The following is a 14661-nucleotide window of genomic DNA, read 5'->3' on the forward strand; positions in this document are numbered from 1 at the left end:
TAAAAAGAATATTAAAATTATTTTAGTATACAAGAGGGGTATTTACAATTCAAATATTTCAGAATCCGAAATAAAAACTGTTTGGAAAGTTAATCCGCTTTCCAAACAGCTCCATAATACCAATTGTTATTTCAGCAATTCATCAATCCAGCGCTGCACTTTTAGGCCTTCCTGAAATGGTACGACAAATGCTTCCTCTCCTAAAAGGACTTTTCGGCATGCATCGAGCATTGTTTCAGGAGTTTCGTCAGATGTTATTTTCACTTCCGGTTCATATGCTTTGCTGATATAAACTTCGGACCAGTTGCGCAATGTTACGACTTTTTCTGTACCGAAAATTTTAAAGTCGATGCGCTCTTCCTGTCCAATACCTGCAAGACCGTTCATGACCATTGGAATACCACTTGCTGTTTTTGCTAAAGCAGATACCCCAGTTTCACAAAGTGCTTCATTTTCAGGGTAAGTAGTTTCATGCGCCAAAATATCAACATCACCGAATAAATGATGCGTTAATTGCAAATAATGCGGGAAAATCTCCCGAATAAAGCCACCTTGCTCACGTGAAGCAATCCAAGGATTTTGCTGCCATTTACGAGGCCATTCAGGAAAATACGTATGTAGTTCAATACATGTAATATTGCCCATACCTGTTGCCAGCTCTTGTTTTAGCTGGTAGACTGCTGCACCGTACATTAAAGGAAAGTGCATCGCTGTTTGAACATTTGCTTCATTTGCAATGCGTACCATTGTTTCTCCGTCTTCTGCATCATGGGCAAGCGGTTTTTCCGATAAAATATGTAATCCATGCTTTGCAATTTCTGCGGCAAGTGTTGCATGACTGACAGGCGGTGTGCCGATGTACACCCAGTCCGGTTTTAAATTTAATAACGCTTGTAAATCATTAGTAGTGGGTACATTATATTTAGACGCCAATTGCGCTGTACGTGCTTCATTTGTATCGAAAATTGCCGCAATTTCATAATGTACGTTTTGCAGTGCCTGGTTAATAATGCGTTCACCGACAACACCAGTGCCGATAATGCCAATCGTTGTTTTAGTCATTCAATATTCTCCTTTTTTACCAATTATGCCTTGGCGTAATTGCGTCTGGATTCGGCTTTGCGCACCGGCGCAAAGATGTCCTTATCGAATCCATGACATCCGCCGGAGGCTTTATTTCTTTCGTCCGGTGTATGCCGACGAAAGAAATATGGGATTTTTCTGATAGTTAGTGTAACATATTTTGGGAATACATAGGATTACGAAACAATAGTAATGGTATGCTATTAATAGAAATAATTTTCGGTGGCATTTTATAAAGAAGAGAAAAGTGTATTGAGGAGTGGATCAGCTATGAAAGTTGTAATTATAGGCGGCGACGCGGCGGGGATGAGTGCGGCTATGGAAATCGTGCGTAACAATAAATCCGCCCATGTTGTCGTATTGGAAAAAGGAGAGGTCTATTCGTATGGACAATGCGGATTGCCTTACGTAATTAACGGAAAAGTCCCTCATGCAGAAGAATTGATTGCAAGGGATGTTGAAGAGTTTCGTTCGAAATACGGAATTGATGCCCGCATTTTCCATGAAGTGACTGCAGTTGATACGAAACTGCAAAAAGTGTGTGGGACTGATGTAAACAGCAATGAGCCATTCGAATTTATATACGATAAACTGCTCATCGCCACAGGGGCATCACCGACAATGCCGAAAATCGAAAATGCCCATTTAAAAGGGATTCATACAGTAAAAACAATTCCGCAAATGAATGAACTGATGGAACAGTTACCGAATGTGAAGCACGTAACGGTCATCGGTGGAGGATATATTGGTCTGGAAGTTGTCGAAACAGTACGGGAGCGAGGTCTCGATGTACGTCTCATTCAACGTGGAAGCAACTTAATGTCGATTTTAGATACGCAGCTTACTGAACTTATATATGAAGAAGCAATCAAAAACGGTGTGGAAGTTTTATTAAATGAAGATACGATTGGCTACGTAGGAACCGAATTTGTGGAGGCTGTTCGGACAAATAGTGGTGTGCATACTACAGACCTCGTTATCGTCGCAACAGGAGTGCGTCCAAATACACAGTTTGCACAAGGTTTTGCCAAGCTGGAAAATGGTGCACTTATCGTCAATGAGCAAATGGAGACTTCGATTCCCAATGTGTATGCGGCTGGGGACTGTGCCTCTCATTTTAATCGCGTAAACCAAAAGGATGATTATTTACCGCTTGGGACGACGGCAAATAAACAGGGGCGAATTGCCGGGTTGAACATAGCCGGATTTAATCAGAAGTTCCGCGGTATTGTCGGAACATCCATCTTGAAGTTTTTCGACCTGCACATCGGCATGACAGGATTAAATAATGAAGCTGCAGATCGTTTAAATGCACTTGTTGAAGCGTATGTGATGGAAGTAAATGATATTGCTAGCTATTATCCGAATGTCCAGCCGATGAAGCTGCGAATGCTCGTTGAACAACATAGCCGCAAACTTGTGGGTCTTCAAATTGTCGGGAAGCACGGCGTCGATAAACGCATCGATGTATTTGCGACAGCACTATACAATAAAATGACCTTCGAGGAACTACTGAATTTGGACTTAGCGTATGCACCGCCATTTAGCGGCGTGTGGGATGCCATTATGCAGGCACCGAAACGCTATGGTAAAAAAGAATAAAATATCAAAAGCTCCAGCTACTATTGGGAAATAGCTGGAGCTTTTTTGTGTTTAACTTCTTTTAGTAGCATCTTCCCACCTCTATGAAAGGTTGCAAGATGGCTGGAGGAAGTGTCTATATTGTTTCAAGTGTGTGTTATAAACACTCGCTAAATGAAGTTAAAACCTCGGGTGGATATCCAACGTTTGGATACAATTACGCTGTGACGTAATCGGCAAAGAGGTGTTAGTCAAATTTGTTCAAATTAATTATGTATAGTTATGCGTTCGCTCATGCTAGCAGCTGTGATTTTCTGCAAAGGTGGAATCATGATGAAGGCTAACTACTTGTTTTGAACTTATCCATACTATAGCGCATAATTATTAGCAAAATGTCAATTTAATAAAGATGTAAATAAGATGTAAAGTAGCAAATTATATGAAAAAACCTATTGTATCAAGGCTTTGAAGGTGTTTTTTGCATTTTTTATTATTATTTTATTGTATTTGTATAACAAAAATATGACATCTGTGACGAAATAAAGAAAAATTATGTTGGAATAAATAAAGTGAAGGAAAACAAACTAAATTTATCATCGAAAAGGAGGAATAGTGATGAAAAACAACAGACATGAAGTGTTTAACAAAGGGTCGGAAAATGCAATAAGTTTAGGGAAAATGATTAACAATACAAAAGAAAATATACACGAAGCTGAAATTAGTAAAGAGTTTGCACTTCCTGATGAATTGGAAAATATTGAAGAGAAAAATGCGCGTCGCAGAACAGCCATTGCCGAACTAGAAGAACAAATCAAAGAAAGAAAAGCAGCCAAAGCTAGAAGAGAATCATTTAAATAGCATATTTATTTTATAAATAAAAAGCTCCCTTTAAACGTTAATCTTATTTTTAGATTAACGTTTTTTTATGTATAAAACAAAATTTATTAAGAGATTTTTGTTGTGAAGTTTTCATTTTCATACTGAAACTCTCATACAGTGTTTTGGGAGAGTTATTCTATTTTAAATGGGATTGCTCAAAATAGTTATTTGCACCATTCAAATGACTTAAAGGAGGTTTCAAATGAAAGTAACAGAATATTACCAAGCATCTGTACAAGAGGTAATGAAAAAGTTAGATGTGACGCAATATGGGTTAAATGATTACGAAGTTCGTGGCCGACAGAAAAAGTATGGATATAACGAATTAAAAGAAGGAAAACAGAAAAATATTTTTCAAGTATTCTTGGAGCAGTTTCAGGATTTTTTAGTAATCATTTTAATTGTTGCGGCAATTGTTTCGATATTCCTTGGAGATATGGACAGTTCCATTGTCATTTTAGTCGTCATAATATTAAATGCCATTCTGGGAACCGTTCAGCATGCACGAGCTGAAAAATCATTGAACAGTTTAAAAGAAATGTCGGCACCCGTTTCAAAAGTAAAACGCAATGGAGAGATTTTGGAAATCCCATCTAGAAATGTAATTGTAGGGGACTTGCTCATTTTGGAAGCGGGCGACTCTATTAGTGCGGATGGACGAGTAGTTGAAAGTTACAGTTTGCAAATAAATGAAAGTTCGTTAACAGGCGAATCTTTGGCAGTCGATAAAGTAGCCAATACTATTCATGAAACAGAGCTTGCACTGGGAGACAGAAAAAACATGGTGTACTCCGGCAGCTTTGTAACAAATGGACGTGGAGCGGTGGCTGTTACTTCGATTGGAATGACTACAGAAATCGGAAAAATTGCTAAGCTGATCGATAATGCGAAAGAGAAAAAAACTCCTTTGCAAGTTAATCTTGATAAATTCGGGAAACGTCTTGCGATTGGAATTATCTTTATTTGTATTATTATCTTCGCACTGGATATTATTCGCGGCCGCGAGATGATTGATTCCTTTATGTTTGCAGTTTCATTGGCAGTTGCGGCAATCCCTGAAGCGTTAAGTTCGATTGTGACGATTGTTTTGGCAGTAGGGACTCAAAATATGGCAAAAGAAAATGCGATTATCCGCAAATTGCCGGCAGTAGAAAGTTTGGGAAGTGTTTCGATTATTTGTACAGACAAAACAGGGACGCTGACACAAAACAAGATGACTGTTCAGGAAATTTATACGGGGGAGCAGTTTTTCTCATCTAGCGAGCTGGAGCCGGCCAATCCGAATCATAAAAAACTGCTCGATTTCGCCATTCTTTGCAATGATTCTATGATGCTAAGGGATAAAACAATAGGAGATCCAACAGAACTTGCGCTTGTAAAGTTAGGACATGAATTTGAAATGAGTGAGCAACTGATACGCGGGCTTCATCCGCGTGTAGGAGAGATTCCTTTCGATTCTACTCGAAAATTGATGAGTACTGTTCACCGTATGGGGAACCGTAATGTCATGATTACTAAAGGGGCAGTGGACGAGCTTCTTCCCCGTATTAGTCGCGTCGATTCAAGCAGCAGTACAATTATTACAAACGAGCAGCTAGAAAAGATTAATCAGGCGAATACCGCATTTTCGAATGCCGGGTTACGCGTAATTGCCATTACGTATAAAGATGTCTTTTCTTCTCATATAAGTGAAAAGGACGAGCAAGGCTTAACATTTGTCGGTTTAATCGCGATGATGGATCCTCCGCGCGATGAATCGGCACAGGCAGTTGCAGATTGTATTGAAGCGGGAATTAAACCTGTCATGATTACAGGGGACCATAAAATTACAGCAATTGCGATCGCGAAACAGCTTGGTATATTAATAAGTCCTGATGAAGCAATTGAAGGAAAGGAAATTGAAAAGCTCTCGGATCGGGAATTGAAAAATAAGGTGGAAAGCTTCTCTGTCTATGCTCGTGTATCTCCAGAGCACAAAATCCGTATTGTAAAGGCTTGGCAAGAAAAGGGACATGTTGTCGCAATGACGGGGGATGGGGTAAATGACGCCCCGGCTTTAAAACAGGCTGAAATTGGTGTGGCAATGGGGAAAACCGGAACAGAAGTGGCTAAAGATGCGTCAGCAATGATTTTAACCGACGATAACTTTTTAACAATCGTCAAATCGATCTCCAACGGACGAAGTATTTATGCCAATATTAAAAACGCAATTAAATTCCTTTTATCCGGGAATGCAGGGGCCATTTTCGTTGTTTTATATGCGACGCTTTTTGCTTTGCCGGCTCCGTTTCTGCCGATTCATCTGCTGTTTATCAACTTATTAACGGATAGTCTTCCAGCAATTGCGATTGGTTTGGAACCGCATAATAAGAAATTGATGAAGGAAAAACCGCGTCACATAAATGAGTCACTCCTAAATAAAAAATTCGTATCTCAAGTAGGTTTTGAAGGCCTGATAATTGCAGCAGTCACAATTATCGCCTTCCAAGTTGGCTTATCGACAGGCGATACAGCAGTCGCAACAACGATGGCGTTTGCAACATTATGTTTATCAAGGTTACTGCATGGATTTAATTGCCGATCGGAAGAATCCATTTTTAAAATAGGGATTTTCTCAAATTTGGCAGTTTGGATCGCCTTTTTACTCGGGTTTACAATACTGAACTTTGTACTGATCAACGGGTTATTTGAGGTTGCTAATTTGACGAGTAACCAATATTTAATGATTTACGGATTATCTTTGGTGCCGTTAGTTATTATCCAAGTCCGTAAACTGTTTTTCGGGTCTACTAAGGCATAAACAGAAAATAGAATGTATAAAAATGCAAATGGCAACTTTTCTTGCCGGTTAACATAAAAATAAGGTTAACAAGGTTATGGAAGGATGACATTATTAGCACGACAAAACATTTCTTCGGCCAGGCAATGACAGGGCAGGGTATTAAAAATATTTATAAAGAGTTAATGGATGAAGCAAAAGCTGTGTATTTATTAAAGGGAGCACACGGTTTCAAAGTTTCTGAGTTACTGCAGAAAATTAGCTCTCATTACTGTGAAAAAGGTGCCCACATTGAGCTTTTCCATGATCCTTTATTTGAAAATACGGTCGAGGCTGTTTATATTCAAGCCCCTCATCAGATTTTAATTGTTCAAGCGACAAACCCGTCAATAGAACCGGTACTGCCGGGGATACGGGATCATGTCATTTCCCTGAATGACTGTTTGGATGAACAATACATTTCATTGTATGGAAATTTGTCTTCAGTAAACGAATCGAAACAAGCCTATTATGACCAATGCTTTGCCAAGCTTGCAGATGCTATTCACATTCATGATGACTGGGAAGTGGAAACGAGAAAGCAAATGGAATGGAGCGGGTTGGATCAGCAGTTTGCGGAGTTGACGAACGATCTGTTTGGCGAAACGAATCGGCAGAAATCCGGCCAGCTTACTCATCGCTTACTCGGAACATTAACCCCAACAGGAGCGCAAGACACAGTACAAAGCATTACGCAAAACCTTGAAAAGAGATTGTTTATTAAAGGGTATCCCGGAACAGGGAAATCTTCGATGATGAAGAAATTAGCCAATGAAGCGATAAGCAGAGGCTTTGATGTACAACTCGTTTGGTGTGGACTGGATTCCAATTCGATTGATATGGTCATTATCCCTGAATTGAAATTCTGTATTTTTGACAGTACGGAGCCGCACGTGTATTTTCCTGATGGAAATCGTCCTGGTGATGAAATTTTCGATATTGCTCAGCATTGTCATCCGACAGAAGTAGAAGAAAAGAATATTGAAGCAATCGTAGAAAAGTACAAAGCAACGATGGCAGGTGCAAAACATTTTGCAGCAAAATACGCAGAACAAGAAAGGAAAGTACGTGAAGCAGTAGATGCTGCTATCAACTTAGATGAATTCAATAAACGAACAGCCGGGCTTTTTGAGCTTTTCTGATTTAAATAACATTTTTAGTAGGCATGGATCCGAATCTATATCGGGTCCATGCCTCACTTTTGTGATGATATATCCTATATTATAAATACTTTTTCCAAATAACATAAAAGTTTACAGAATATTAAATTTTTTAGGGGCTATAAATTTTACTCAAACAGAAAATACTGTATGCTGATGGTGAGCTTTTCATAACAAAGGAGGACAACTCATGAATCGTTTTGAAGGAAAAGTTATAATTGTTACCGGTGCAGGTTCGGGATTAGGACAAGCTGCGACATTGCAAATTGCAAAGGAAGGCGCAAAGCTTGTACTCGTTGATTTAAACCAGGCTGGACTGGATGAAACAAAGAAAAAAGTGCAAGAAGTGGCACCAAATGCTGAAACATTGTTAGTGACAGCAAACGTAGCTACAGAGAGCGAAGTCGAAAATTTTGTCAATCAAACGGTTGAGAAGTTCGGCAAAATTGATGGTTTCTTTAACAATGCAGGAATTGAAGGAAAGCAAAATTTAACTGGTGATTACGGAATTGAAGAATTTCATAAAGTCATATCCGTCAATTTAAACGGTGTCTTCTATGGTATGAAATATGTGCTTAAAGTAATGAAGGAGCAAGGATACGGCTCGATTGTCAATACAGCTTCGGTTGGCGGGATCCGTGGTGTGGGTAACCAGTCAGGCTATGCGGCAAGTAAGCATGGCGTTGTCGGTTTAACGCGCAACTCGGCGATTGAATACGGCCAATACGGGATTTCGATTAAAGCAATTGCCCCTGGTGCAATCATGACCCCAATGGTAGAAGGATCACTGCGCCAAATGGGTGGCGATAACTGGGAGGAAGTCGGTAAGGAGTTTGTAAAGCCGAATCCGATGAGACGTTTCGGTAAGCCGGAAGAAGTCGGTTATTTAGTGGCATTCCTCTTATCAAACGAAGCTGACTTCATCAACGCAGCGGTTATTCCGATTGACGGTGGGCAGTCTTATAAATATTAATTATTAATCCCCTTAAAAAAATCTTTAAGGGGATTTTTTATCCTCATTAATCTCCTCTTTTAACGCTCCAAAACGCGGCTTTCCAGTAAATATGTTACTCCATATTTCTCTGCCAATTGTCTTAAAAAGGTTAATAGTTCGCTGAAGCTTGATGTTTGTATCAATTGTTCATACTGTTTTTTCTCTTCTTCGGTTGCAACCTTTTTAAAATAGCCCCACATATGTTGGCAAGTATTGCGCATGCTTCCTTCTGTTGGCGTTAAGTTTAATGCCTGTTCGATCAGCGCTGAAATTTCTTCATAAGCGGCCTTGTTTTTCATCGTCTGTCGAATCTTATTATAGTAATTTTGGCTGTGAAACATCACATTATACTTTTCCTCACGCCAAAGGATTTCCGTCTTCTTCTGATCCATAAAATTTTATCCTCCCGTTCCACTTTTGCATAATGTACTAGTTGTTCACATTATATAAGATAGAGAAAAGTTTTGCTTTTATATAAAGGCAAACCAAACTTATAGTGTAAAAAATTGTATAATGTAGATAGCTTCAAAATTTACTGAATTTACTTAAAATTAAAGGGGAAGAGGGATTCCGATGGTAAATGAACTAACATCAGTGAGTGGAGAAATAACAGGAGAATCGGTATACCGGGAAAAACAAGTCATTCAGGCTGCTGAAACAATATTCGTCAATGAATTTACAGATGGTGTATTAAATCCGAATGCACCGATGTTAGGACCATTAAAAGATGGGGGGACGATTATTGCCAATACAGCTCCTGGCTGTTGGGGCCCAATGATCACACCGACGATTCGCGGAGGACATGAAGTAACGAAGCCGGTATATGTGGAAGGTGCGGAAGTCGGAGATGCAATTGTTATTCAGATTAAGTCGATTCAAGTGACATCGATTGCGACTTCTTCAGGAACAGACGAAGCTCAGAATGAACGTTTTATCGGAGATCCTTTTGTGAAAGTGAAATGCCCGGGTTGCGGGAAGCTCCATCCGCCGACAATTGTCCAGGGTATCGGTCAGGAATCGGTAAAATGTATGACATGCGGGACGGATACAACACCATTTAAAATTTCAAACGGCTATACGATGACATTTAATTCAAAAGGGAATGTCGGATTAACGGTCGGAAAAGAGGCTGCACGCCGGATTGCTCAAGACAGCAAAAACTATATGCGAACTCCGGAAAATTCCGTTCAAAATCCAATTACTTTATTCGCGCCGAGTGATTTGATCGGAGTACTTGCAAGAATGCGTCCGTTTGTTGGACAGCTTGGAACAACGCCATCAAAAGCAATGCCGGATTCTCATAATGCCGGTGATTTCGGAACATTATTAATCGGAGCACCACATGAATTTACGATGACCGAAGACGAGCTGAATATTCACCGTACAGATGGACATATGGATATTAATCGTGTACGTGAAGGGGCTGTTGTCATTTGCCCTGTAAAAGTTCCTGGTGGCGGTGTATACGTAGGAGATATGCATGCAATGCAAGGTGATGGAGAAATTGCCGGACATACGACAGATGTCTCAGGTATCGTACAGCTTCAGGTGAGTGTATTGAAAAAAGTAAATTTGGACGGTCCAATTCTGCTGCCGAATGTAGAGGATTTGCCTTATACTGCAAAACCTTTTACGAAAGAAGAAAAACGCATTGCACGTGAGTTGGCTGAAGAATTCGGTGTGAAGCAAGTTGAGGAAAGTTTCCCGTTGTCGGTAGTAGGAACAGGAGCTAACTTAAACGTGGCTACAGAAAATGCACTCGAACGAGCAGCAAAATTATTTGAGCTGACAGTGGAAGAAGTGAGAAACCGTGCAACCATTACCGGTGGAATTGAAATAGGAAGGCACCCGGGTGTTGTGACGGCTACGGTTCAAATGCCGAAAACACTTCTGAAAAAAGCGAGACTGTTTAAAACCATTAAACGCCAGTATGACTGAATTTCGTTGATCAGTCGTAAAAAGCAGTAAAATCATAGTTAATTAGATAAGTTTTTGTTCTTTATTTTTCGGGAATTAGGAAATTACTAGAAAAGTAGAGGGGATGAAGCGATGCAGCCATTGATCAAGAAGATAGAAGCTCTTGTCATCTCGATTAGCGTTCAGTCCGGTATTGGTATTATTGAAGCAATAAGTGAAAAAGACGGCAATAAGAAAGTCATATTCCAAATTACATCAAAAACGCCTTTAATGACAAAGGACGGATACCAAATTGGGGCATCTGCCATTCCGGTTAAGGCGAAAATTATTGCCTTTATTGATTCCAGAAATCCGTTGCCAATGGTTTCCCCGCCACATACGACACCATTGCTCATTATTTTTGATCAGTTTGATAAAGAGGGCGAGGTATGTGTCGGTGCATTTGACCGGGTGCTTTACTGTGATCAGCTGAAGCTTAAACTCCATGTTAATGAAAAAACGGAAATTGTGGATTTGTCGGGAAAGCGCGTTGATCAGAAAGATTTGGAAGGAAAGATGCTGTTCATTTTTTATGACCGTGCAACGAAAAGTAAACCAGTGCAAGCCAATCCATCAAAAATTATTGTGACCTCTATTATGCATAATGAATAGTGAAGAGGCATATCGTTTTCTATTTATCAGTTTGTATGTTCTAAGCAATATTTCATACGAATTGGAACAAATGAAACGATATGCTTTTTTTGTGCAAGAAAAGTAAAAAAATTAAAACGTTACATACACAATTATTTTTTGGTATATTTTTGTATAGAAATAAGGTGGAATATATGGAGGGATCTTTGTTGTTGCTTTCATTTGATGAGCAGCTCTTTCAACGGACGGACGGACAAACAGGAAAAAAGCTAGAGCAAGCTTTGGAGGAAGATTTTCTATTTGTAAAACAAACTGCAATTTGGGGTGCAACTGTACAAAGTAATGAATTTTTGTTGGAGCAGGAGCGTGCAGAAAAGTTTTGCTTTCAGTTAATCAAAAAATATTGGGGTAAACTAGAATTATATAGTAATGATTCATTTCACGAGACGAATACAGTGAATGAAAAAATGAAGGAGTATTTTGCCGAGCAGCAAAACAGAAAAGCGTTATTTTCATTTTTACATACACAAGGGGAAGTGGCATTTGACCAGCTGATTGAATTTATTTATACAAAACCTGTTCCTGTATCTCGTCAACAAACAGGACTTGAGAAAATGTATGTGTACAAAGTAAACAATCAATTTTTTGTGCAACCAATTTACTCTGTAAATGAAAAGTACTGGAAAATAATTGGGGCGAAGAAGATTTATTCAATGTTTTTACAAGTACCCTTAAGGAACATTACAAGACCCGTTGAATTAATGAGACATTTTAAAACATTGCTTGCGGGACAATTCACGGCAAATCGGATTGCAACTATTATTCATAAGCTCGTACAAAAGATTGATTATGAAAATCCGAAATCTGATGAAGTAAAGCAGCTGCATCTATTAAATGTCCGAACGCATTTTACAAGTGGACGACGCCATATGCTGAAGCTTCGAAAATGCATTCACGCATTACTGGAAAATTGGTCGACCGGAAAGTTTGCATTAAATATGAAAGAACAAACACTGCTTGGCTATATGTTATTTCAGGAGGCGGTTTATAAAAGAGATTATCGGAGTATTTTACTGCAGGGTATGTATTTAATTGAAGAAGAGCGGATTAATAATCATGCGATTGAACTTGTCGTTGAATATGCTGACGTGTTGAGCAGCATGAACCCGCAGCCTGATACACTTGTGAAAGATTACCGGGAAAACTACTTGGAGCATGTCTTTTATGAACTGATTAATAGTGTTGTAAAAGAAGAGCAGTTTGGGCTTGGGATGGAGCTGTTGAAAAATAATGAGCTCGCGTCATGTACAGCGGTATTTCAGCTGCTGCATGCCGATGAAACGGAAACGATGCTGCATATGATCGAAGCCACTGTTCAACGCGATATTGCTCTATTCGTTGATGGTTCGCCACAAAATATCAGGGAATCGATCATTATTTGGCAACAGCAATATTTAAAAAAAGGCAGCGCTTATTATCATGTCGCTGAAATGACATCACAGCATATTTGCAACTTGTTGAAAATACTGTTTTGGGCAGAAGAAGATCTTTTAGTGGAGAAACTATTAGCGGTCTATAAGAAATATTTGATTATACCGCATCATTTCCAAGATTTGCGCCTATTTATTGAGCGCCGTGTAGCTCTATGTTAAAAAAGAAAAGGTGAGGCAATGCCGATGCATGCCTCACCTTTTTATTTTACTGTAATACCCCTGCTTTAGTTAGTTGCTCGATTTGTTCTTTACTATAACCATATGCAGCTAAAATTTCCTCGGTATGTTCACCCATTTTTGCCCCGACATGTTTATAAGTCGGCTCAACCCCGCTTATTTTCAGGGCAGTTCCAATTTGGCGTTGCGAGGATCCATCCGGTTTCTGAACATCTACAAGCATATTCCTTTCTTTTATTTGCGGGTGTTCGCAAGCTTCGTCAAATGTAAGAACGGGCTCCACACATCCGTGGAAGTCTTCATTGAAAATTTCTAGCCACTGATTAAATGTTTTCGAGCAAAACGCATCGGTAACCGCTTCCTTAAAGCGTTGCTGTGTATAGTAGGAGTCATTAAATGTGCTGTCGATCAGTTCCGGGATGCCAAGCGCTTCACATAGCAGTTTACGGAACTGAGGCTCCAGGCTGCCGACTGAAAAATAGCGCCCGTCTTTCGTACGGTAGTAATCATAAAATGTTCCGCCGTTTAAAATTTCCTCTTCTGGCTGAGGCGGACGGCCGCTTCCGAGATATTGTGTGCCATATAAAGCATTCATGGAAAACACCGCATCGGTCATCGAGACATCAATAAATTTCCCTTCGCCTGTTTTTTCACGGTGAAAAGCAGCCGCTAATATTCCGACAGCAGCATGCATTGTCCCGCCGGCAATATCCGCGATTTGAATTCCCATTGCAACAGGTTTTTTATCCTTTAAACGGGAATGATTGAGCACTCCGCCAATTGATAAGTAGTTATTATCATGGCCTGGCCGTGTTGCATATGGTCCGGTTTGTCCATAGCCTGTAATCGCACAGTAAATGAGGCGCGGATTGAATTCGCGCAATGTTTCATAGTCAATTCCAAGACGCTTCATCACACCCGGGCGGAACCCTTCAATGACAATGTCATAATCTTGGATAAGCTTTTTAATAATTTCAATGCTCTCCTCAGACTTTAAATTGAGCTGCAAAGATTTTTTTGAGCGGTTTAAATGCTGATGGAAGTAAGATTCCTTATCTTCATCATAAGGCGGCATAATCCGCATTAAATCAACACGGCGCTCTGATTCCACATGAATAACATCTGCCCCAAGATCTGCAAACATCATTGACGCAAGCGGTCCCGGTAATAGCGAACAAAAATCCAAAACTTTTAACCCATTTAAAATAGTCATACCCATCCCCCTTATGTGTTGAACAGTTGTTTTTGTAAGAAATATTGAATGTTAAGTGTGGAAAGTAGAAACCCTTTGCCGGAAAGTAGAACTTTTTGGCGTAAAAGTTGAATCAAATTAAGTGAAAGTAGAAAGCATTGGTGTCAAAGTGGAAAGTTCTGAATGAAAAGTAGAACCAACGCCAAAATAAGAGCTTATACAAGAGCAGATGACGCCAACGCTTTCAATAAAATATAAATATAAGAAAAAGAGTCCCCTTATTTTCTCATTCTCTATTATCCATTATATTTTAAATACTCTGAAAATTATAGTGCGAAAATAAGCAAATTGTGCAGAAATATAGAAAAAACAAACTTAGATAGATTGTTCTCTCTTCTTTTTTTTAAAAAATAGCCCTAATGAGGAATAAAATATAAGTTTAGTGAATATTAACTAGTATAGAAACCCTATTAAAGATTAGAAAGTTTTTAGCTAGGGTAAAGTATGGATGGTTGGCTATTTATTTATAAGAACGATTTTGCTTTAGACATTTAAGTCGGAGCAGGGTCGTTCCTTTTTTTGTCCAAATATAGAAATATTATAGACCCATTACAGGCAAACAGCCCAGCAGATTAACAATTTACATTAAACTTAACTGATATTCATTCGTGAGGTAGGTGAATATAATACGGTTTTCTCATTAGGAAATTATATATACAATTTTATTCTAGATAAAA

At 39.2% G+C, this 14661-nt stretch carries 11 protein-coding genes; 8 read left to right on the forward strand and 3 right to left on the reverse strand.

All coding sequences use genetic code 11. From position 1 onward, the window contains the following. Positions 1-126 precede the first annotated feature (126 nt). Positions 127-1062 carry a Gfo/Idh/MocA family protein gene (locus MHB58_RS00875; RefSeq protein ID WP_014825036.1) on the reverse strand — a complete coding sequence of 312 codons (936 nt, stop codon included), beginning with the start codon at positions 1060-1062 and terminating at the stop codon, positions 127-129. A gap of 291 nt (positions 1063-1353) precedes the next feature. On the opposite strand from MHB58_RS00875, the gene MHB58_RS00880 reads away from it, so the two are divergent. The 5 genes from MHB58_RS00880 to MHB58_RS00900 all read left to right on the forward strand — a co-directional run bounded on the left by MHB58_RS00880 (position 1354) and on the right by MHB58_RS00900 (position 8494). After that, positions 1354-2685, forward strand: coding sequence for an FAD-dependent oxidoreductase (locus tag MHB58_RS00880; protein ID WP_014825035.1), 1332 nt, complete (start codon positions 1354-1356; stop codon positions 2683-2685). A gap of 594 nt (positions 2686-3279) precedes the next feature. Beyond that, positions 3280-3522: a small acid-soluble spore protein Tlp gene (locus MHB58_RS00885; protein ID WP_008407481.1), complete on the forward strand. Its 243-nt coding sequence runs from the start codon at positions 3280-3282 to the stop codon at positions 3520-3522. A gap of 223 nt (positions 3523-3745) precedes the next feature. Next, positions 3746-6343: a cation-translocating P-type ATPase gene (locus tag MHB58_RS00890; RefSeq protein ID WP_014825034.1), complete on the forward strand. Its 2598-nt coding sequence runs from the start codon at positions 3746-3748 to the stop codon at positions 6341-6343. Positions 6344-6384: 41 nt separating this feature from the next. Continuing rightward, a complete protein-coding gene (locus tag MHB58_RS00895; RefSeq protein ID WP_340734515.1) occupies positions 6385-7503 on the forward strand; it encodes a nucleotide kinase in 1119 nt (372 codons plus the stop codon). Positions 7504-7711: 208 nt separating this feature from the next. Beyond that, positions 7712-8494: an SDR family oxidoreductase gene (locus tag MHB58_RS00900; protein WP_008407489.1), complete on the forward strand. Its 783-nt coding sequence runs from the start codon at positions 7712-7714 to the stop codon at positions 8492-8494. A gap of 59 nt (positions 8495-8553) precedes the next feature. Here the strand turns inward: MHB58_RS00900 and MHB58_RS00905 are convergent, their stop codons facing one another. Beyond that, entirely contained in the window at positions 8554-8907 is a 354-nt protein-coding gene (locus tag MHB58_RS00905; RefSeq protein WP_065216240.1) for a YbgA family protein, read from the reverse strand. A 250-nt stretch (positions 8908-9157) separates the two neighbouring features. On the opposite strand from MHB58_RS00905, the gene MHB58_RS00910 reads away from it, so the two are divergent. The 3 genes from MHB58_RS00910 to MHB58_RS00920 all read left to right on the forward strand — a co-directional run bounded on the left by MHB58_RS00910 (position 9158) and on the right by MHB58_RS00920 (position 12714). Beyond that, positions 9158-10453 carry an acetamidase/formamidase family protein gene (locus tag MHB58_RS00910; protein ID WP_340735885.1) on the forward strand — a complete coding sequence of 432 codons (1296 nt, stop codon included), beginning with the start codon at positions 9158-9160 and terminating at the stop codon, positions 10451-10453. Between the two features lie 111 nt (positions 10454-10564). Beyond that, positions 10565-11083: a hypothetical protein gene (locus MHB58_RS00915; protein ID WP_340734516.1), complete on the forward strand. Its 519-nt coding sequence runs from the start codon at positions 10565-10567 to the stop codon at positions 11081-11083. Positions 11084-11271: 188 nt separating this feature from the next. After that, positions 11272-12714, forward strand: a complete 1443-nt coding sequence (locus MHB58_RS00920) for a Fe-S-cluster redox enzyme (protein ID WP_340734517.1) — start codon at positions 11272-11274, stop codon at positions 12712-12714. A gap of 46 nt (positions 12715-12760) precedes the next feature. On the opposite strand, the gene MHB58_RS00925 is transcribed toward MHB58_RS00920, so the two are convergent. Then, the gene (locus MHB58_RS00925; protein ID WP_340734518.1) at positions 12761-13945 is read right to left on the reverse strand and encodes a CaiB/BaiF CoA transferase family protein; all 1185 of its coding nucleotides are present in this window, start codon (positions 13943-13945) and stop codon (positions 12761-12763) included. Positions 13946-14661: the final 716 nt, after the last annotated feature.

This window comes from Solibacillus sp. FSL K6-1554 (assembly GCF_038005185.1).
In the GTDB taxonomy this organism is placed as follows: domain Bacteria; phylum Bacillota; class Bacilli; order Bacillales_A; family Planococcaceae; genus Solibacillus; species Solibacillus silvestris.

Coding starts and splice junctions, on each gene's coding strand:
- MHB58_RS00875 (WP_014825036.1), bottom strand. CDS start 1,062: ATGACTAAAACAACGATTGGCATTATCGGCACTGGTGTTGTCGGTGAA.
- MHB58_RS00880 (WP_014825035.1), top strand. CDS start 1,354: ATGAAAGTTGTAATTATAGGCGGCGACGCGGCGGGGATGAGTGCGGCT.
- MHB58_RS00885 (WP_008407481.1), top strand. CDS start 3,280: ATGAAAAACAACAGACATGAAGTGTTTAACAAAGGGTCGGAAAATGCA.
- MHB58_RS00890 (WP_014825034.1), top strand. CDS start 3,746: ATGAAAGTAACAGAATATTACCAAGCATCTGTACAAGAGGTAATGAAA.
- MHB58_RS00900 (WP_008407489.1), top strand. CDS start 7,712: ATGAATCGTTTTGAAGGAAAAGTTATAATTGTTACCGGTGCAGGTTCG.
- MHB58_RS00905 (WP_065216240.1), bottom strand. CDS start 8,907: ATGGATCAGAAGAAGACGGAAATCCTTTGGCGTGAGGAAAAGTATAAT.
- MHB58_RS00915 (WP_340734516.1), top strand. CDS start 10,565: ATGCAGCCATTGATCAAGAAGATAGAAGCTCTTGTCATCTCGATTAGC.
- MHB58_RS00925 (WP_340734518.1), bottom strand. CDS start 13,945: ATGACTATTTTAAATGGGTTAAAAGTTTTGGATTTTTGTTCGCTATTA.